The sequence below is a fragment of the Polynucleobacter sp. AP-Elch-400A-B2 genome (assembly GCF_018688355.1).
GTDB lineage: Bacteria > Pseudomonadota > Gammaproteobacteria > Burkholderiales > Burkholderiaceae > Polynucleobacter.
The window spans coordinates 124,152-142,650 of the sequence record NZ_CP061317.1 but is presented as its reverse complement, the minus strand read 5'-3'; the positions used below and the strand labels follow the sequence as shown (position 1 = coordinate 142,650).

19 protein-coding genes are annotated in these 18,499 nt (G+C 45.9%); 14 read left to right on the top strand and 5 right to left on the bottom strand.

Annotation, left to right across the window (positions count from 1 at the left end; translation table 11 throughout):
- Nucleotides 1-48: 48 nt before the first annotated feature.
- Genes bioA through FD977_RS00810 form a run of 4 tightly spaced genes read left to right on the top strand, consistent with a single transcriptional unit; the run spans nucleotide 49 to nucleotide 4,553 of the window.
- The gene (gene bioA, locus FD977_RS00825; protein WP_215305708.1) at nucleotides 49-1,395 is read left to right on the top strand and encodes an adenosylmethionine--8-amino-7-oxononanoate transaminase; all 1,347 of its coding nucleotides are present in this window, start codon (nucleotides 49-51) and stop codon (nucleotides 1,393-1,395) included.
- On the top strand, nucleotides 1,392-2,621 hold the full coding sequence (locus FD977_RS00820) for an 8-amino-7-oxononanoate synthase (RefSeq protein ID WP_215305707.1): 1,230 nt from the start codon (nucleotides 1,392-1,394) through the stop codon (nucleotides 2,619-2,621). Before bioA ends, FD977_RS00820 begins: the two co-directional genes overlap by 4 nt.
- Nucleotides 2,618-3,340 (top strand): dethiobiotin synthase, encoded by a 723-nt coding sequence (bioD, locus tag FD977_RS00815; RefSeq protein WP_215305706.1) that lies wholly within the window; start codon nucleotides 2,618-2,620, stop codon nucleotides 3,338-3,340. Before FD977_RS00820 ends, bioD begins: the two co-directional genes overlap by 4 nt.
- 19 nt (nucleotides 3,341-3,359) lie before the next feature.
- On the top strand, nucleotides 3,360-4,553 hold the full coding sequence (locus FD977_RS00810) for a M20 aminoacylase family protein (protein ID WP_215305705.1): 1,194 nt from the start codon (nucleotides 3,360-3,362) through the stop codon (nucleotides 4,551-4,553).
- A gap of 22 nt (nucleotides 4,554-4,575) precedes the next feature.
- Here FD977_RS00810 and FD977_RS00805 read toward each other — a convergent pair whose 3' ends face one another.
- From FD977_RS00805 to apaG, 3 genes are all read right to left on the bottom strand, one after another.
- Entirely contained in the window at nucleotides 4,576-5,352 is a 777-nt protein-coding gene (locus tag FD977_RS00805; protein WP_215305704.1) for an enoyl-CoA hydratase, read from the bottom strand.
- Nucleotides 5,353-5,376: 24 nt separating this feature from the next.
- The gene (locus FD977_RS00800) at nucleotides 5,377-6,531 is read right to left on the bottom strand and encodes a murein transglycosylase A (protein WP_215305703.1); all 1,155 of its coding nucleotides are present in this window, start codon (nucleotides 6,529-6,531) and stop codon (nucleotides 5,377-5,379) included.
- A gap of 125 nt (nucleotides 6,532-6,656) precedes the next feature.
- A complete protein-coding gene (gene apaG / locus FD977_RS00795; RefSeq protein WP_215305702.1) occupies nucleotides 6,657-7,031 on the bottom strand; it encodes a Co2+/Mg2+ efflux protein ApaG in 375 nt (124 codons plus the stop codon).
- 49 nt (nucleotides 7,032-7,080) lie between these two features.
- On the opposite strand from apaG, the gene rpe reads away from it, so the two are divergent.
- The 5 genes from rpe to trpC are packed head-to-tail and all read left to right on the top strand — an operon-like array spanning nucleotide 7,081 to nucleotide 11,723.
- The gene (gene rpe / locus FD977_RS00790) at nucleotides 7,081-7,806 is read left to right on the top strand and encodes a ribulose-phosphate 3-epimerase (protein ID WP_215305701.1); all 726 of its coding nucleotides are present in this window, start codon (nucleotides 7,081-7,083) and stop codon (nucleotides 7,804-7,806) included.
- Nucleotides 7,806-9,311, top strand: a complete 1,506-nt coding sequence (gene trpE / locus FD977_RS00785) for an anthranilate synthase component I (RefSeq protein WP_215305700.1) — start codon at nucleotides 7,806-7,808, stop codon at nucleotides 9,309-9,311. Before rpe ends, trpE begins: the two co-directional genes overlap by 1 nt.
- Nucleotides 9,295-9,861, top strand: a complete 567-nt coding sequence (locus FD977_RS00780; protein ID WP_215305699.1) for an aminodeoxychorismate/anthranilate synthase component II — start codon at nucleotides 9,295-9,297, stop codon at nucleotides 9,859-9,861. Before trpE ends, FD977_RS00780 begins: the two co-directional genes overlap by 17 nt.
- 24 nt (nucleotides 9,862-9,885) lie before the next feature.
- Nucleotides 9,886-10,908: an anthranilate phosphoribosyltransferase gene (gene trpD, locus FD977_RS00775; RefSeq protein WP_215305698.1), complete on the top strand. Its 1,023-nt coding sequence runs from the start codon at nucleotides 9,886-9,888 to the stop codon at nucleotides 10,906-10,908.
- A gap of 11 nt (nucleotides 10,909-10,919) precedes the next feature.
- Nucleotides 10,920-11,723 carry an indole-3-glycerol phosphate synthase TrpC gene (gene trpC / locus FD977_RS00770; RefSeq protein ID WP_215305697.1) on the top strand — a complete coding sequence of 268 codons (804 nt, stop codon included), beginning with the start codon at nucleotides 10,920-10,922 and terminating at the stop codon, nucleotides 11,721-11,723.
- Here the strand turns inward: trpC and FD977_RS00765 are convergent.
- On the bottom strand, nucleotides 11,720-12,274 hold the full coding sequence (locus tag FD977_RS00765) for a hypothetical protein (protein ID WP_215305696.1): 555 nt from the start codon (nucleotides 12,272-12,274) through the stop codon (nucleotides 11,720-11,722). The genes trpC and FD977_RS00765 overlap by 4 nt on opposite strands.
- A 110-nt stretch (nucleotides 12,275-12,384) precedes the next feature.
- On the opposite strand from FD977_RS00765, the gene FD977_RS00760 reads away from it, so the two are divergent.
- Nucleotides 12,385-12,735: a hypothetical protein gene (locus tag FD977_RS00760; RefSeq protein WP_215305695.1), complete on the top strand. Its 351-nt coding sequence runs from the start codon at nucleotides 12,385-12,387 to the stop codon at nucleotides 12,733-12,735.
- 64 nt (nucleotides 12,736-12,799) lie between these two features.
- Here FD977_RS00760 and ychF read toward each other — a convergent pair whose 3' ends face one another.
- Nucleotides 12,800-13,894: a redox-regulated ATPase YchF gene (gene ychF, locus FD977_RS00755; protein WP_215305694.1), complete on the bottom strand. Its 1,095-nt coding sequence runs from the start codon at nucleotides 13,892-13,894 to the stop codon at nucleotides 12,800-12,802.
- 39 nt (nucleotides 13,895-13,933) lie between these two features.
- Here ychF and FD977_RS00750 point away from each other — a divergent pair, with 39 nt between their 5' ends.
- Genes FD977_RS00750 through FD977_RS00735 form a run of 4 tightly spaced genes read left to right on the top strand, consistent with a single transcriptional unit; the run spans nucleotide 13,934 to nucleotide 18,487 of the window.
- Nucleotides 13,934-15,208, top strand: a complete 1,275-nt coding sequence (locus tag FD977_RS00750) for an FAD-dependent monooxygenase (protein WP_215305693.1) — start codon at nucleotides 13,934-13,936, stop codon at nucleotides 15,206-15,208.
- Nucleotides 15,201-15,917: a DsbC family protein gene (locus tag FD977_RS00745; protein ID WP_251369501.1), complete on the top strand. Its 717-nt coding sequence runs from the start codon at nucleotides 15,201-15,203 to the stop codon at nucleotides 15,915-15,917. The genes FD977_RS00750 and FD977_RS00745 overlap by 8 nt, the downstream gene beginning before the upstream one ends.
- A gap of 12 nt (nucleotides 15,918-15,929) precedes the next feature.
- Entirely contained in the window at nucleotides 15,930-17,714 is a 1,785-nt protein-coding gene (locus tag FD977_RS00740; protein ID WP_215305692.1) for a M61 family metallopeptidase, read from the top strand.
- On the top strand, nucleotides 17,714-18,487 hold the full coding sequence (locus FD977_RS00735) for a uracil-DNA glycosylase (protein WP_215305691.1): 774 nt from the start codon (nucleotides 17,714-17,716) through the stop codon (nucleotides 18,485-18,487). Before FD977_RS00740 ends, FD977_RS00735 begins: the two co-directional genes overlap by 1 nt.
- The last annotated feature ends 12 nt before the right edge of the window (nucleotides 18,488-18,499 follow it).

Sequence of the window (18,499 nt, the reverse complement as noted above, 5' to 3'; positions counted from 1 at the left end):
AACAGATACAGGCTTAAATTAGGAAAAACTAGTGGTCAAATACCAAACATGAAGCTTATTTCTGATCCAAATCAAACCTCTCTGATTGATCGCAGCCTAGAAGCCGTTTGGCATCCCTGCACTCAGATGAAGCATCACGAGTCCTTGCCATTAATTGCCATTACTAAAGGTAAGGGTGCTTGGCTCTTTGACGACCAAGGCAATGCCCTCCTAGATTGCATCAGCTCTTGGTGGACTAATCTGTTTGGGCATTCCAATCCGCGTATCAACCAAGCCATTACAAGTCAGCTTGAAAAAATTGAGCATGTCATGCTCGCCGGATTTACCCACCCTCCTGTTGTGGAGCTATCCGAGAAACTATCTGCTTTAACTCAAGGTCATTTAGGTCACGTATTTTTTGCATCCGATGGTGCGTCTGCAGTAGAGATTGCTTTAAAAATGAGTCATCACTTCTGGCGACTGAATAATCAGCCCCAAAAGAAAAAATTTATCTGCCTAGAAAATGGTTACCACGGTGAAACTTTGGGCGCACTAGCAGTCACTGATGTTGCGATTTTTCGAGAAGCATACGGATCACTATTACAAGATGTTTTTACCGTGCCTTCACCCGATGCACGCAAAGCACAGCCTGGTGAAAGTGCTGACGATGCCGCCATGCGGGCAGCAGAGAAATTGGAAGAGTTACTGAAGGCAGAGCATCACAATATCGCCGCGATCATTGTTGAACCACTCGTTCAATGCGCTGGGCATATGGCAATGTACTCGCCTGAATATTTGCGCTTAGCACGATCGCTCTGTGATCGTTACAACATTCACTTGATCGCTGATGAGATCGCAGTAGGCTGCGGTCGATCAGGAAAATTTTTTGCTTGTGAGCATGCAGGAATTTGGCCAGACTTTCTGACGCTCTCTAAAGGTATTAGTGGAGGATATCTTCCCTTGTCACTCTCCATGACGACTGACAAAATTTATCGTGCTTTTTATGGCGATCAACTGCAACAAGGTTTCTTGCACTCGCATTCCTACACAGGCAACCCATTAGCATGCGCTGCTGCTCTCGCCTGCTTAGAAATCTTCGAAACTGAAGCTGTTCTTGAAAAAAATATCGAACGCAGCCAAGATCTTGCTAGTGCATTTGCTTGGGCAAAAGTAGACCCTCGCATCGAACATTGGCGTCAGCAGGGCATGATCCTGGCATTTGATGTCAAACCTGAATCACTCCAGCGTAAAAATACTTTTTCACGAGAGATGTTTTCAGCAGGGATGGCGGAAGGTATTCTTATTAGACCCATTGCTAATACGATTTACGTTATGCCGCCGTATATTCTCTCTTCAGAAGAGACGATGCAAATGGGTATCTCTATACAGCGCGCTCTCAATCAGGTGATGGCATGAGTACAAACTTTAAAGCTCGAGATATGGCAGAACACCAGATTGCCAATCTAGATGCGCAGTTACTCAGACGTAAATTACGCACCACTGCGTCACCCTGTGATACCAAGGCCCAGGTTGATCAACGAGAACTTAAGGCGTTTTGTAGTAACGACTACTTAGGCCTAGCCAATCACCCTGAGTTAGTTGCTGCGCTTGCGGAAGGTGCAAAGCGATATGGGGTTGGAAGCGGTGCATCACACTTAATCAGCGGCCATAGCGTTGCACATGACTTACTTGAACAAAAATTAGCCGCTTGTGAGAGTAAATATATTCCCAATGTAAGAGCATTGTTCTTTAGTACTGGCTATCTTGCAAATATCACCGCTATTACGGGTCTCAGTAGACTTACCAATCCAGGTGAAGTCAGTATTTATTCGGCCAAACTTAATCATGCCTCTTTAATTGATGGTGTACGTCTAGCAAGTTCACAAACTAAAGCCCAAGTGACTTTGTTTGATCACCAAAATCTCGACTTTCTAGAAGAAGCATTACAGCAAGATACGCACTCGCTCAAATTGATTGTGGTCGATGGTGTCTTCAGCATGGATGGGGATATCGCGCCCGTAAAAAATCTACTTCAACTTGCCGAACAATATGATGCGCTACTGATGGTAGATGATGCGCATGGCTTTGGCATACTTGGCGAACTTGGCCATGGGATTCTAGAGCAATCGGGAGTACATTCAGAAAGAATTATTTACATTGGCACGCTTGGCAAAGCAGCTGGCGTCAGCGGCGCATTTATTTGTGCAGCCGCATCCTTTATTGAATGGCTCATCCAAAAAGGGCGCCCCTATATTTACAGTACTGCTACGCCGCCAGCGATTGCACACACTCTACTTACCAGCCTGGAACTCATCGAGGGCAAGGAAGGTATTGCACGTCGCAAGCAATTAAATCAACTGATTCAGATTTGGCGTGATGAAATGACTTTCCAAGACTGGGAAAAAACACCTTCATCCACCCCAATACAGCCAGTAATCTTAGGAAGCAATGCCAGCGCATTAGCAGCCGCCAAGCTTTTAGATGAGGCGGGTTATTGGATTCCAGCCATTCGACCACCTACCGTGCCCGTTGGCAGCTCTCGTCTACGCATTACTTTTTCTGCAAACCATAGTGCTGATGACTTACGCCAGCTGATCAAGACATTGCAGGCAATTGAGCAAGAAGTAAAAAGTAATTTATGACACTGAGTACATCTACCGGTTTTTTTGTTACGGGCACTGATACTGAAGTTGGTAAAACTTTAGTGAGCGGCGCACTCATTCTTAAACTGAGAGAAGCTGGTAATCGCGCAATAGGTTTCAAACCTGTGGTTGCGGGCACTTATGTTGATACTGGCGGCCGAAAACTCAATGAAGATTTAGAAACATTGCGCATTGCTTCAGGACTCAATCCTGGCGAGCAAAGTCTTTGTCCATTTGTTCTGGATGTTGCGGCAGCCCCTCATCTCGTTGCCCAGCAAAATAATGTGCATTTAGATGCCACTCTGATCTTAGATGAATTCAATATATTGGATTCAGTATTTGATTCGGTAGTGGTTGAAGGTGCCGGTGGGTTTTTAGTCCCATTAAATGAGCAGGAAGATTTGGGGGATGTAGCGCAGGCGATGGATTTACCCGTCATTCTCGTTGTGGGCATGCGCTTGGGTTGCATTAATCATGCCCTACTCACTTGTGAAGCTATTGTGTCACGCCAGCTGACAATTGCGGGTTGGGTAGCCAACACACTTTCAGAGGAAATGCCTCTGTTAGCTGAAAATATTCAAACCCTTAAGGACCGAATTTTTGCGCCTTTTTTAGGTCTTGTTCCGACTCTTCCTCAGCAGCTTCAGAAATTAGAGAATGCCCCCTATGCCATTGAGGCCTTAGGGTTTGCTGCAGAACATATAAAACTGCCAGGGTAAATTCAGATAAGATGGAATTATGCGATTACTTCCAGAAATCATAGGCTCTGCATCAGCTATTCAAGAGATTCGCCGCAATATTCATGCGCATCCAGAATTGCGCTTTGAAGAAAATCGCACTTCCGATCTCGTAGCTGAAGCACTTTCGAGTTGGGGAATTACGGTTTATCGTGGCCTTGGAAAAACTGGAGTTGTCGGAAGACTGAATGGAGACTTAGGTCTAGGCAAGATGGTTGGATTGCGTGCCGACATGGATGCGCTGCCATTACAAGAACACAATAACTTTGAACATACTTCAAAGAACCCCGGCAAGATGCATGCCTGTGGCCATGATGGTCACACTGCCATGCTATTGGGTGCCGCTCAGTACTTATCCAATCATCGAGACTTTACCGGTTCGGTAATTTTCATTTTTCAGCCAGCAGAAGAAGGTGGTGCTGGCGCGCAAGAGATGATTAACGATGGACTCTTTAAACAATTTCCTTGCGATGCTGTCTTTGGTCTGCATAACTGGCCAGGACTTGCCGAAGGTCATTTTGGCGTGACGTCTGGTCCGATGATGGCTTCTAGTAATACTTTTGAAATTACCATCCGTGGTAAAGGCGGGCATGCCGCCTTGCCACACAATAGTGCTGATCCCGTACTTGCTGGTACTCAAGTTGTGCAAGCCCTGCAAAGCATCATTACACGCAATAAGCGCCCAGTAGATGCGGCAGTGTTATCGGTAACGCAGTTCCATGCGGGTGAGACAAGTAACGTCATTCCAGATAGTGCGTTTATTGGTGGAACCGTTCGCACATTTACTATCGAAGTCCTGGATTTAATTGAACAACGTTTGAGAGAGATCTCACACAATGTAGCTAGCGCATTTGACTGTCAGGCAGAAGTCGGCTTTACTCGCAATTATCCTCCGCTCATTAATCATGACAAGGAAGTACATTTTGCAAGCGAGGTCATGAGTGAGTTGGTTGGAGCGCAAAACGTTAATACCTCTATTGATCCAACCATGGGCGCAGAAGACTTTGCGTTCATGCTCCTAGAGAAACCGGGTTGCTATGTGTTTCTAGGTAACGGTGATGGCGATCACCGCTCGGTAGGTCATGGCATGGGTCCATGCCATCTTCATAATCCTTCGTATGACTTTAATGACGCCCTGATCCCAGTAGGCGTCAGCTACTGGGTCAAGCTAGCTCAACGCTACTTAGAAAAATAATTTACTCTGAGTGCTGAAATTTTTACGAGTTCGTAAATTTCGCTGGGCGCTTTTCCATAAAAGCTGCCATACCTTCTTTTTGATCATGAGTTGCAAAACATGAATGGAATAAACGACGCTCAAGGTGCATCCCTTCTGATAGCGTAGTTTCATATGCGGCATTGATTGCCTCTTTCACCATCATCGCAGTCAGCAGTGGCATCTCTGCAATCGTCGCAGCAATTGCCTTCACTTCTTTTAGCAAATCTGCTTGCGGGAAAATACGGGCAACAAGACCAGAGCGCTCGGCTTCAGCCGCATCCATCATCCGTCCGGTCAGCGCCAAATCCATTGCCTTGGCTTTTGAGACTGCGCGGGGCAAACGTTGCGTACCACCAGCGCCAGGAATGATTCCCAACTTCACCTCTGGTTGAGCAAACTTTGCATTATCAGCGGCCATGATGGTGTCGCACATCATCGCCAACTCACACCCACCACCAAGAGCATATCCAGACACTGCTGCAATTACTGGCTTACGTACTTTTTTGATCTCTTCCCAGTTACGAGAAATAAAGCCACTACGATAAACATCGGCAAAACCATACTTGGCCATCGTTGCAATATCCGCGCCCGCGGCAAAAGCTTTTTCACTACCGGTGACGATGATGCATCCAATATTGTTGTCAGCATCAAAACCCAACAGCGCCTTACCCAACTCATTCATTAACTCATCATTAAGAGCATTTAATACCTGAGGACGATTGAGAGTAATGACGGCAACTTTGCCATCTACTTCAGTCAATATGGTGTTGTAGGTCATCGATCTCTTTCAAAAATAATTTGTTCAGCGTGGCAACAATAACCACATCTTGCCATCTTGCTTCATGCGTCCCGCTAACTCACCTGCAGAATCTCCTGATCCCCAATAGTAATCTGCTCGCACCCCGCCCACAATGGCTTTACCTGTATCTTGGGCCATCACCAACTTTTGCAAGGTCTGACTACTCAAGGGTTTGGTAGTACTCAAGAAGACTGGGGCACCTAAGGGCATCGCCTTCAGATCAATGGCAATACTACGTTCGGCTGTTAAAGGCACTCCTAGGGCACCATTAGGACCTAGATCAGGACTGACATTACTCGGCAACTCTTTAAAGAATACAAATCGAGGATTGGCATTGAGCATCTCCTCTACTCGGCCAGGGTTGCGCTTGGCCCATGCAGAAATGCCCTGCATCGTTGCCTCACCGCGCGTGATTTCCTTGCGATCGAGCAACCACTGGGCAAAAGACTTAAACGGCTGATCATTAGTTCCGGCATAACCAAGTCGTAATACACGCCCATCTTCTAAACGAATTTTTCCAGAGCCCTGAATTTGCATAAAGGCAGCAGCTACGGGATCTTGCACCCAGGCGATTTCTGAACCTCGCAGCACTCCAGTACTCATCAGTTCTGCACGTGCTGGCGCAGGGCTTGGCTTTGAGCCTTTCCAGGCATTTGGCAGGCCATACAAAGGGACAGGGTAAGTGGCTGTGCGGGTCTGAGAGCCATCCATGACGGGCTCGTAATAACCGGTGATTAGCCCTGATTCGTTGCCTGTAGCGCTGTTACGTACTTCGTATGCCTGAAAATTTCCCTCAAAGTATTGACGAATTGCACGTTCATCACGGCCTGAAACGTTACCGACTTGAGCGCATACCTGGCGCCAATTCATTTCACTATTACGTTTACGCAGGGCATCACAACTCTTGAGCCAAGCTGGCCAAGCTTGGGTTAAATCATCCTCTTGCCAGCCAGGTAAGTCCTGCCAGGAAATAGATCGGAAGCTGGCGATTGAGGAGCTGTAGCTAGTTGGAGCAGCGCCACTAGATCGATAACCAGATCCACGGGTGGAAGGGGTAGAGCAAGCAGCCAATAAGCTCGCAATACTGATAACGAATACACTGCAGACAAAGACTTGCGAAGTATTTTTGCGACTTATCAATTTGGATATAGAAATCATGATTGCCAATGTACTCGATGAATACCCCATGATCTTGTTTGTCTTGGAGGGTGGCCTAGCATTAGCCCTCCTGCTTTTTATCGTCCTTTGGACAGGTAAGGGCAAAAAATAGGGTTTTTAAGAACCTAGTGCAAGGTTCTGGGCATCACCAAGGCAAATTCAGGGATGGGGGCCTGGAAAAACTGAGCTTCTTCAGTGACACAGAAATACTCCCCACGCATGGTTCCCGCCGGCGTTGGTAAGGTGGCCCAACTGGTGTACTCAAACTGTTCCCCTGACCGCAAAAGGGGTTGTTGGCCTACCACCCCCAGCCCACGGACCTCTTGGACATCGTTATCCCCATCGGTGATGAACCAATGGCGAGCAATGAGCTGAATGCTGGCCGTACCGGTATTTTTAATAGCGACCGTGTAGGCAAAGGCAAACTGACGATTATCGGGGTCAGACTGGTCGGCCAAATATTGGGTTTTAACCGTAATGCTGATTTCATGAGGATTCATGCTCGAATTCTGCTCCATCCTAAGCTCAACTGCAAGCTAGAATCTAGGGATGGATAGCCAGAAATCACTCTCAAATAGCCAGTTTGTCATTGCCCCCTCCATTTTGTCGGCTGACTTTGCCTGCCTGGGCAAGGAAGTTCAGGATGTTCTCATGGCGGGTGCAGACTGGATTCACTTTGATGTGATGGACAACCACTACGTCCCGAACCTGACTATTGGCCCCTTAGTTTGTAAGGCAATTCGCCCTCATGCAATAAAAGATGGCAAGCCAGCGATGATTGATGTGCACCTCATGGTGGAACCAGTAGATCGCCTCATTCCAGATTTTGCAAAAGCAGGTGCAAACCTGATTAGCTTTCATCCTGAGGCAAGCCCTCATGTGAACCGTACTATTAATTTAATTCGCGATCAAGGTTGTCAAGCTGGTTTGGTTTTAAATCCTGCCACACCGCTTCATCACTTAGATCACACACTTGATTTACTTGATCTGGTTTTATTGATGTCCGTAAATCCTGGGTTTGGTGGTCAGTCATTTATTCCGAGCACGCTCGATAAGATTACTCAAGTGCGTGCACGCCTAGATCGTTATCAACAAGAAACCGGTCGCCATATTCGTCTTGAAGTGGATGGCGGAATTAAAGTCGACAATATTGCAGAAGTAGCCAAAGCTGGTGCAGATACTTTTGTTGCTGGTTCCGCAATCTTTGGCAAAGAAAATTATGCCGACGTGATTAAAGCGATGCGCGCAGAACTAGCGACGTCAGGAAAAGCGTAATGCAGCACGAAGAATTTCTTGCCCTCGCAAAACAGGGTTTCAATCGCATTCCATTGGTGAAAGAAGTTTTAGCAGACTTAGAGACGCCGCTCTCGCTATACGTCAAGCTCACACAAGCTTTTGGGCAAAAGAATACCTATCTACTTGAATCTGTCTTAGGTGGTGAGCGCTTTGGGCGATTCTCTTTTATTGGCCTACCTGCAAAAACTGTTTTGAGAACAGTGGGTACGCCTGATGCCCCACTCACTGAAGTGCTCTTCAATGACAAGGTGATTGAAAGTAATCATGACAACCCATTGGATTTTGTAGACGCGTATTTCAAGCGCTTTAAAGTGGCGTTGCAACCCGGTCTCCCGCGATTCTGTGGTGGGCTTGCTGGCTACTTTGGTTATGACACGGTTCGTTATATTGAATCGCGTTTAGCAAAACACCATCTGCCAGATGAATTGGGTGTGCCGGATATTCAATTGATGCTCACCGAAGAGTTAGCAGTAGTTGATAACGTTGCAGGTCGTATTTATTTAATTGTCTATGCAGACCCCAGCGTGATAGATAGCTTTGAAAAGGGCCAAGCTCGATTAAAAGAATTACTTGCTTGCTTAAGTAAGCCTGTGAGTATGCCAGCTTCATTACCAAGCACTAAAACAGAATTGATTCGCAAATTTAAGGCAGTCGATTTTGAAAACGCTGTTCTCAAAACCAAAGAATATATTTTGGCTGGGGATTGCATGCAGGTAGTGATTGGCCAGCGTATCAGCAAACCATTTACAGATTCACCGCTTGCTCTCTATCGTGCATTACGCTCTTTGAATCCATCACCTTATATGTACTTCTATGACTTTGGTGATCTGCAGGTAGTAGGCTCATCACCAGAGATCTTGGTACGCCAAGAGCAACGTGAGAGTCAAAAGATTGTGACGATTCGTCCGCTAGCCGGCACACGCCCTCGTGGCGCGACACCCGAGGAAGATGAGCGCCTTGCTACAGAATTACTTGCCGATCCAAAAGAAATTGCTGAGCATGTGATGTTGATTGACTTGGCACGTAACGATGTAGGTCGTATTGCAAAGACTGGAACTGTCAAAGTGACAGACTCTATGTCAATTGAAAAATACTCTCACGTACAGCACATTGTGAGCTCCGTTGAAGGCGAGCTATTAGACAATATGAGCAATATGGATGTTCTGCGCGCAACCTTCCCTGCCGGCACTTTATCGGGCGCCCCAAAAATTCGGGCAATGGAAATTATTGATGAGATGGAAATTGTGAAACGCGGAGTTTATGGTGGCGCAGTAGGCTATCTCTCCTTCTCTGGGGATATGGATGTAGCGATCGCCATTCGCACCGGTGTAATTCGTGATGGCGTATTGCATTCTCAAGCAGGTGCTGGTGTAGTTGCAGACTCTGACCCCACTGCCGAGTGGAAAGAAACTGAAGTGAAAGCTCGAGCAGTATTAATGGCAGCTGACTTAGTACAAGGAGGACTCGATGCTCCTCATGATTGATAACTACGATTCATTTACCTACAACCTGGTTCAGTATTTTGCAGAGCTTGGTGAAGAGGTAAAGGTCTTCCGTAATAATGAAATTTCTGTTGAAGAGATTGCCAAGATCAACCCTGCTCGTATTTGCATTTCACCAGGACCCTGCAGTCCAGCTGAAGCGGGAATTTCAGTGGCTACGATTCAACGCTATGCCGGACAGATTCCAATCCTAGGCGTATGCCTTGGGCACCAAGCGATTGGTGAAGCATTTGGCGGCAAGATTATTCGCGCCCAGAAAGTCATGCATGGCAAGACCGATGATATTCACCATACTGGCGCTGGCGTTTTTAAAGATTTACCTAACCCATTCAAAGTAACGCGCTATCACTCACTTGCAATTGAAAAGAGCTCATTGCCAGTAGTTCTTGAGATAACAGCTACCTCTTCTGATGGTGAGATTATGGGTGTACGCCATAAAGAACTCGCGGTGGAAGGTGTGCAATTCCATCCAGAATCGATTCTTTCTGAGCATGGTCATGCACTTCTGAAGAACTTCTTGCAAGCCAAATAACTCACAGGTATTCAGTCGACTCCTATGCCCATTACTCCACAGCAAGCATTACAACGTTGCATTGAACATCGCGAACTCTTTCATGATGAGATGACTGCCATGATGCGTCTGATCATGAGTGGTGAAATGCCACCCACTTTAGTTGCTGGCCTACTCGTTGCCCTGCGCACCAAAAAAGAAACTGTTGGCGAGATCGCCGCAGCTGCGCAAGTCATGCGTGAATTTGCGACGCCAGTACATGTAGAAGATAGAAAGAATTTAGTGGATGTAGTGGGCACAGGCGGAGATGGTGCTCACACGTTCAATATTTCTACAGCTGCTATGTTTGTCGCTGCGGCGGCTGGCGCAAAGATTGCTAAGCATGGCAATCGTAGCGTAAGTAGTAAATCAGGTAGCGCAGATATTCTGGAATCCTTAGGCGTTAAGCTCTCGCTCTCACCTGAGCAGGTTGCAAAGTGTATTTCTGATGTAGGGGCAGGCTTTATGTTTGCACCAAACCATCACCCTGCGATGAAAAATGTGGTGCCGATTCGTAAAGATTTGGGTGTACGCACGATTTTTAATATCCTAGGGCCCCTTACAAACCCAGCAGATGCCAAGCGCATCCTCATGGGTGTATTTCATGCTGACTTAGTGGGTATCCAGGCACGTGTATTGCAAGCCATGGGAATGGATCATGCATTAGTGGTTTATGGCCGTGATGGCTTAGATGAGATTTCTCTTGAGGGCCCTACTCTCGTTGGTGAACTAAAAGATGGCCAGGTTCGTGAATATGAGATTCATCCAAAAGACTTTGGTTTAAGTACAGCGCTTACTAGCAGTTTTAAGGTGGCCGATCCGGAAGAATCTAAAGCAATTGTTTTAGATGTGCTCAATAAAAAATCCGGCCCAGCCAGTGACATTGTTTGTCTCAATGCTGGCGCAGTTCTGTATGTAGCCGATGTAGCACCCAGTATTGCTAGTGGTATTCAGATGGCACAAGCAGCCATTGCTTCTGGTGCCGCCCGTCAAAAGCTAGACCAATTTATAGCAGCAACCCAACACTAATTAAGATCCTCATGAGCGATATCCTCGATAAAATTGTTGCCACCAAAAAAATTGAGGTAGCCGCTGATTCAAAAAAAATCTCTTTAGCGAATCAACGTGATCAGGCTGAGGAAAATAATCGTGATGCGCCATTAAAACCACGGGGCTTTATTCAATCTATCGAACGAAAGATTGCAGCTGGCAAGGCCGGTGTGATTACTGAGATTAAGAAAGCAAGCCCTAGCAAAGGAATCTTGCGAGAAAATTTTCAGCCAGCTGAGATTGCCCAATCCTACGAAAAAAATGGGGCAGCTTGTTTATCTGTACTCACAGATAAAGATTATTTTCAGGGGGCTAATGCTTACCTTCAGGCCGCAAGAGCCGCATGCAATATTCCAGTCTTACGCAAAGACTTTACTATCGACCCTTATCAAGTATATGAAGCAAGGGCAATCGGTGCCGATGCTATTTTGCTCATTGTGGCCTGCTTAGAACTCAATCAAATGAAGGAGTTAGAAGCCTGCGCTCATGAACTCGGTCTCGATGTGCTCGTTGAGGTTCATAACGCCCCTGAATTAGAGCAAGCACTTGAATTAAAAACGCCATTGCTTGGAATTAATAATCGTAACCTGAAGACTTTTGAAGTGACCCTTCAAACAACGCTGTCCTTGCTATCAATGGTTCCTGCTGGAAAAACTCTGGTTACCGAATCTGGAATCATGAATCGTGCAGACGTGCAATTGATGCGTGATCATCAGATCAATGCATTCTTGGTGGGTGAAGCCTTTATGAGGGCGGATGACCCAGGGACTGCATTAAGCAAGCTGTTTAATTAATTAGACCTAGAGAGTCTCATTAGATCTAAACCATATTTAACAAGGCCGATCAGCATTACCGTCCCGAGCACGTCGCCAGTCATCATGACTAAGAAATGATTTAGAGTTCCTGCCTCATCAAGTCCTCGGATTGCGAACCACCATTGGTGTAAGCCTGAACTTAGGGCAGCGTAAATCAAGATACAAATTGCCAGTTTCTGTAAGCTTAAATTACTTAAATCGGATGAGATGCTGATATTGCTCACAACAAAGAGTCTTGCTAGATAAGGTGCAAAGCCAGATATTAAGCCGATACCAATATAGTTGGTGAGCTCGAGTGGAAATGGTCCAAAAAAACAAATCGCAAATGAAGCAATAGCAATGCCAATGGCGCCAGATAAGCCAAAGATGAGCGTCAAAAATAAACGTAAGCCGGCTGGAAGATAAATCCAATTAACCCCAACACCATAGCTAAGGTGCGTTGTAAGCCAAGCGTTAATGCAAAAAAGGCTTGAGTAAGCAAGCACGCTCACGATAAATCCAACCATCCATTCTTGACTTATCTTATTCATTACTACGAGTATGGTTGATTCTATAAACACATACAAGTTGCGAACAAGATTAATAGGCCTACAATGGTATTAACCCTAGGGCTAACTACTCATACTCAACACACCAAACAATGTCCACCATTAAATCTTCTTGCTACATTCGTTTTTTAAATCTGATTGATGCATTAGACCGCATCAATCCTGGGAAAAAACTCGACTCCATTGAGGAAAGTTTGTTGGACAAAATTATTCTGAGCTTTCATGCGAAGCAATCTCTATTGGTTGGAGATTTAATTTCGATGTCTGAGTTTGGCTCTCAAGCCACACTGCACGGTCGCCTAAAGAATCTCAGCGCCATGGGTTACATCAAGATGGCTGCGAATGAAGATGGGCGTAAAAAAGAAGTGGCGCCCACTAAGGTCGCTATCAAGCGCTATGAAGAAATTTCTAAGTGTCTAGAAAAGGCTGTCAAAGCGGGTTGATTTATTCCCCCAAGAAAGTAAAAAAGCCCTTAGTTATAAGGGCTTTTTCTTTAAAGGTGGTGCATTAGACGTTAAAGAGGAAGTTGAGGACATCGCCGTCCTTAATAACATACTCCTTACCTTCGGCACGCATCTTGCCAGCTTCTTTGGCACCAGGCTCACCCTTAAATTGAACAAAGTCTTCAAATGCAATAGTTTGTGCACGGATAAAGCCACGCTCAAAGTCCGTATGAATAACCCCTGCAGCCTGGGGAGCAGTATCACCTTGATGAATGGTCCAGGCGCGAACCTCTTTAACTCCAGCGGTAAAGTAAGTCTGTAGCCCAAGTAACTTATAGCCTGCACGAATCACGCGATCCAATCCAGACTCCTCCATACCTAGGTCGGCAAGGAACTCTACTTTATCGGCATCATCTAGGTCAGCAATCTCAGCCTCAATTGCGGCGCATACTGCCACTACTGGGGCGCCCTCTTTGGCCGCATGCTGAATAACCTCCTCTAAATGAGGATTGTTTTTAAAACCGTCTTCTTTGACGTTAGCGATATACATTGCCGGCTTTGCTGTGATTAAGCAGAGCGGCTTTAAGAGCAAGTTTTCTTCTTCTGTCAGCTTCATGCTGCGTACCGGCTGAGCCTGATCTAAGTGAGCCTGCACTTTAGTTAGCACAGCCACTAAGGCTGCGGCTTCTTTGTCATTACCTGATTTAGCCGCCTTGCTTGAGCGCTGTAGCGTTTTTTCAACCGTAGTTAAATCTGACAAGGCTAATTCGGTATCAATCACCCCAATATCGGAGATCGGATCAATCTTGCCGGCTACGTGGATTACATTAGCATCCTCGAAACAGCGCACCACATGGGTAATAGCGTCAGTTTCACGAATATTCGCTAAAAATTGATTCCCTAAACCTTCACCTTTAGAAGCGCCAGCCACCAATCCCGCAATATCGACAAATTCGACAGCGGCAGGCAGGATGCGCTCAGGCTTGACGATCTCGGCCAAAGCGGCAAGACGGGGGTCAGGAACCTCGACCACGCCTACATTGGGCTCGATCGTGCAGAAAGGATAATTTTCCGCCGCGATTCCAGCTTTGGTAAGCGCGTTAAAGAGGGTAGATTTGCCGACGTTAGGCAGGCCGACGATGCCACATTTCAAAGACATGGTCGTATTGTAAAGGGCTAGTTTCGATATCATCGAGATATGTCAGAAGTTCACTCAAATAGCTCGGTTAAATTGCCTAAAAATACCTCTCAGATACGGACTGTAGATATCGCTATAGTCGGCGGAGGTATAGTGGGTAAGGCTTGCGCCTTAGGTCTAGCTCAACTTGGGTTGCAAACGGTTCAGATTGCCCCCGACTTAGGGCAAGTGCTTGCCGCCCCCGAGGGCAGTCAGTGGGGTCAGCGTATTTATGCTTTTTCTCCCGGCACTCAAAAATTACTAGCTCATTTGCAAGTATGGGATGCGGTTGATCACAACCGCTTGCAAGCGGTTCGAGATATGCGCATTTTTGGCGATCGCGGTGAAAAACAGGATCAGCTACATCTATCTGCTTTTGAAGCTGGTACACCCCAGCTTGCATGGATTGGTGAATCCAATGTGATCGAACACACCTTAGATCAAGCCTCACGCTTTCAAAGTAAATTGGAGCGCATGAATGGCGCAGTAGAAAACATTGAAGTTATTGCTGATGGGGTTCTACTTCACTTGAAAGATGGTTCAAGCTTGAGAGCCCAACTCCTGATTGCTGCTGATGGTGCTAATTCACCTATACGCTCAGAGTTGGGGATTTATGCAAAAGAGGAAAGCTACGCACAAAATGCCGTAGTAGCCAATTGGATTTGTAGTGGCGCCCATCTAGAAACTGCTTATCAATGGTTTTTGCCAGGCGGGGATATTGTGGCGATGTTGCCACTACCAAATAAACAAGTGTCGATGGTGTGGTCAACCTCACCAGAAAATGCCGAGGATCTTTTAAAGTTGGATTTTGCAGGCTGGACTGAAAAGTTTGCCTCGATTGCTAATGGCGCAATAGCTTCTCAACTTGGAGAACTCACGCTCAATTCAATGCCAGCGACTTTTCCCCTCAGAAAAATTCAGGCGAGTCGGTTTATTGGCCCAGCAGAAAATCCCAAAGTTGTTCTGATTGGAGATGCGGCTCATGTCATTCATCCACTAGCTGGGCAAGGCTTAAATTTAGGCCTCAGGGATGTTGCATCGCTTCTTCATGTGCTCAGTAAACGAGAATCTTTTCGACTACCAAATGACATAGTGCTACTGCGTCGCTACGAGCGCCAACGTCAAGGTGATACCAGCGCATTACTCTGGGTAACAGATAAACTCAAAAAGCTTTTTTCAGCGAGTAGTAGCACTGAAAGGCAATTACGTAATTGGGGGCTGGGTATGGTCAATCGCAGTCACTTCATTAAACGGCGTCTTATTGAACGCGCTCTCGGGGATGCTGATTTTGAATAAATTATTTTCTACTGTTTCTATAGCTTGCTTTCTCACTATTTCAGTAGGAGTAGTGCATGCTCAATCAGATCAACAAGTCCGATCTGAACTACAAAAGAAGATTGGCCAAAATACGAAAATCAAAAGCGTTTCTCAATCTCCCATTCCCGGCATCTACGAAGTGTTGGTTGGAAATGAGGTTTTTTATACCGATGCCAATAGCAAATATTTAATCCAAGGCGAAATTATTGAGATCGCTACCGGGAAAAATATAACCGAGCAAAAACAGGCAGACCTCAATCGCATCAAATGGTCTGAACTCAATCCATCAAATGCTTTAAAAGCAGTACGCGGTAATGGTAGTCGACAGTTAGCTATTTTCTCTGACCCGAATTGCGGTTACTGCAAGCGTTTAGAAAAATCCTTACAGCAACTAGATAATGTGACGATCTATATCTACCTTATCCCGATTCTGTCAGCCGACTCTGCGCAAAAGTCGAAACAAATTTGGTGCTCTGCCGATCCCCAGAAAACCTACATCGATTGGATGATTAATGGCATTGCGCCTAGTGGTAAAAGCGACTGCACTACGCCTTTAGATAAAAACATGGCCTTTGCCAAAACCTATGGCATTACAGGTACACCTACTATTTTCTTTACTGATGGCAGCCGCTTTCCCGGCGCTGTTCAGATCACCGATATTGAAAAGAAATTTAGTAGTCTGAAGTAAAAGGCAATACTGATGAACAAATTAAATACCTCTGATCTACCAGCAATCCATTACACCATTTGGTCGGCGGATTTACACGGTCACCGCTTTCATGTGAAGTTACACATTCAGAATCCTTCGCCGAATGGACAGATTCTGCAAATGCCTGCCTGGATTCCGGGAAGCTATTTGATACGCGATTTCAGCAAGCAAATTGAAACGATCGAAGCGTTTTCGCTTGATCAGCCGAATGAAGCGCTGGTCTTAGAGCGAATCGATAATGATCAGTGGCGCTTGCCTAAGCTCACTGGTGCAGTAGAAATCCTCACAACAGTATATGCATTTGATTCTTCCGTACGGGCCGCCTATCTAGATACTGAGCGTGCTTTTATCAATCCAAGCAGTCTATGTTTAGCAGTCAAGGGGCAGGAGTCTTTACCGTGCGCTGTAGTGTTGATTCCACCTAAAGATAGCCATGCAAATACCTGGACTGTTCAGACAGGCCTACAGCCAGCCAAAGTAGATGACCAAGGTTACGGCTTTTACCTCGCTAAAAATTATGATGATCTCTTAGATCATCCGGTTGCGATGGGTGAGTTTCAGATTGCGTATTGGCAATCCAATGGCGTGTCACACGCTATGGCTATTCAAGGCTGTATTCATGAAGTGGATCTGGAGCGCCTAGCAAAAGATCTTCAGGCAATCTGTACCTGCACAATTAACCTCTTTGAACCAAAGACTAAGAAAGCACCTTTCCAGAATTACTTATTTTTGGTGAATGCAGTCCTCTCTGGATATGGCGGACTCGAGCATCGCAATAGCACAGCTCTTCTATGTCGTCGTGATCAAATTCCTCAATTGAATACCCCATTAGATGATGCATCTTATCGTGAGTTTCTAGGTCTCTGTAGCCATGAATACTTCCATGCCTGGTTAGTCAAACGCATTCAGCCAAAAGCATTTCAACCCTATCAACTCGATCGCAGAAACCATACTCGTTTACTGTGGTTATTTGAAGGCTTTACTAGTTACTACGATGACTTGCAATTGTTCCGCAGCAAACGTATCGATCTCAAAACCTACCTCAAGTTAGTTGCTAACAATTGGAATGGTATTTTGCGTGGGCCAGGCAGACTCAAGCAAAGCCTTGCAGATAGCTCTTTTGATGCATGGACTAAGTATTACCAAGCCGACGAGAACACACCTAACGCAGTCGTTAGCTATTACGGCAAGGGTGCCTTGCTCGCTTTAGGTTTAGATCTCAAGATTCGGGCTTTTACAAGTAATCGCCAATCCCTAGATGATTTGATGCGTCTCATCTGGCAAAGACATGGAGTCACGCTTGATGGGATTGCCGAAGATGGCTTAGATGACTTAATGCGAATACTGCTGGGTGCAGGTTTTAATACAACTTGGAATGAATTTAAGTCTCGATACATTTTTGGCGCTGAAGACATTCCCATTCAGAAATGGATTGATTCCAAATTCATTACGGTTAAACAAAAAGAGCATTCCAAACTAGAGCAAATAAAACTTCAGTTCGGAATGCGCTATGCTGAAGTAGGTGGTTGGCTCAAGGTGACTCACGTTCTCGATGGCGGAGCTGCACAATTAGCCGGTCTAGCCGCTGGAGATCTTTTAGCTAGCATCAATGGTGAGCGTATTACTTCTGCTCGCTGGGATAACGTTTTATCTAGCTTGATCACAGGGCAAATCATTCAGATTTGCTTTTACCGAGATGACTTAGAACATGAGTGCATGACTGTTCTTGAGGATGATCAAATTCCAAGCCAATACACGCTCACGCCAGCTGAGTGATGCATTCATTTTCTGCGGCTGATATTCCGGAAGATTGGCGAGCCCTATTCGGAGATTATTTTGAATCTCCTGAGTGGCAAACTCTGCAGACTAATCTGAGAGTCAAGCTCAATAAAGAGGTCGAGAAGATTTGTCCGGAGCCGCAGAATTTCTTCAAAGTACTCACTCTGACTCCGCTGAATCAAGTGAAGGTGGTCATCTTGGGGCAGGATCCGTATCACTCCCCCGGTCTTGCTCAGGGCCTGGCCTTTTCTATTCCGAGCCATATTCCAACAAATTCTCGCCAGTTTCCGAGTTCTTTGCGCAATATCAGTAAAGCGCTGGCGCTAGAGGGTTTTGGCGCTCTTCCCAATGGCGATCTTCATAGTTGGGCTGAGCAAGGCGTCCTGCTTCTCAATACCGCTCTCAGCGTTAAATTAGGTGAAGCAGGCAGTCATGCCAACCTAGGCTGGAAATCCCTTATCGATAGACTTATTAGTGGCTTGGCGCAGCAAAAGCCCAATCTGGTTTGGATGCTGTGGGGTGGCCATGCCCAATCCAAGCTACCCCTGATTGAGGCTGCCCAAGATCAATTGATTCTTCAATCCTCCCACCCCTCTGGGCTGGGGGTCTATAAAACAGATCGACCCTTTCTAGAGCCAGGTGCAAAGACAAGTTGTAGGCACTTTACTAAAGCCAATGAGTGGCTAATTGCAAAACAGCAGTCACCGATTCAGTGGGTTGATAGCCATGCAAGTTATACGGATAAAGACTTATTTTCGCTACGCAGTTAATCTGAAATATTA

Bases quoted from the DNA above. Each gene is read 5' to 3' on its own strand.
- trpD (WP_215305698.1), top strand. From the start codon at position 9,886: ATGCCCATTACTCCACAGCAAGCATTACAACGTTGCATTGAACATCGC.
- bioA (WP_215305708.1), top strand. From the start codon at position 49: ATGAAGCTTATTTCTGATCCAAATCAAACCTCTCTGATTGATCGCAGC.
- rpe (WP_215305701.1), top strand. From the start codon at position 7,081: ATGGATAGCCAGAAATCACTCTCAAATAGCCAGTTTGTCATTGCCCCC.
- FD977_RS00750 (WP_215305693.1), top strand. From the start codon at position 13,934: ATGTCAGAAGTTCACTCAAATAGCTCGGTTAAATTGCCTAAAAATACC.
- FD977_RS00740 (WP_215305692.1), top strand. From the start codon at position 15,930: ATGAACAAATTAAATACCTCTGATCTACCAGCAATCCATTACACCATT.
- FD977_RS00810 (WP_215305705.1), top strand. From the start codon at position 3,360: ATGCGATTACTTCCAGAAATCATAGGCTCTGCATCAGCTATTCAAGAG.
- trpC (WP_215305697.1), top strand. From the start codon at position 10,920: ATGAGCGATATCCTCGATAAAATTGTTGCCACCAAAAAAATTGAGGTA.
- FD977_RS00765 (WP_215305696.1), bottom strand. From the start codon at position 12,274: ATGAATAAGATAAGTCAAGAATGGATGGTTGGATTTATCGTGAGCGTG.
- FD977_RS00735 (WP_215305691.1), top strand. From the start codon at position 17,714: ATGCATTCATTTTCTGCGGCTGATATTCCGGAAGATTGGCGAGCCCTA.
- FD977_RS00820 (WP_215305707.1), top strand. From the start codon at position 1,392: ATGAGTACAAACTTTAAAGCTCGAGATATGGCAGAACACCAGATTGCC.
- ychF (WP_215305694.1), bottom strand. From the start codon at position 13,894: ATGTCTTTGAAATGTGGCATCGTCGGCCTGCCTAACGTCGGCAAATCT.
- apaG (WP_215305702.1), bottom strand. From the start codon at position 7,031: ATGAATCCTCATGAAATCAGCATTACGGTTAAAACCCAATATTTGGCC.
- FD977_RS00805 (WP_215305704.1), bottom strand. From the start codon at position 5,352: ATGACCTACAACACCATATTGACTGAAGTAGATGGCAAAGTTGCCGTC.
- trpE (WP_215305700.1), top strand. From the start codon at position 7,806: ATGCAGCACGAAGAATTTCTTGCCCTCGCAAAACAGGGTTTCAATCGC.
- FD977_RS00760 (WP_215305695.1), top strand. From the start codon at position 12,385: ATGTCCACCATTAAATCTTCTTGCTACATTCGTTTTTTAAATCTGATT.
- FD977_RS00780 (WP_215305699.1), top strand. From the start codon at position 9,295: ATGCTCCTCATGATTGATAACTACGATTCATTTACCTACAACCTGGTT.
- bioD (WP_215305706.1), top strand. From the start codon at position 2,618: ATGACACTGAGTACATCTACCGGTTTTTTTGTTACGGGCACTGATACT.
- FD977_RS00800 (WP_215305703.1), bottom strand. From the start codon at position 6,531: ATGATTTCTATATCCAAATTGATAAGTCGCAAAAATACTTCGCAAGTC.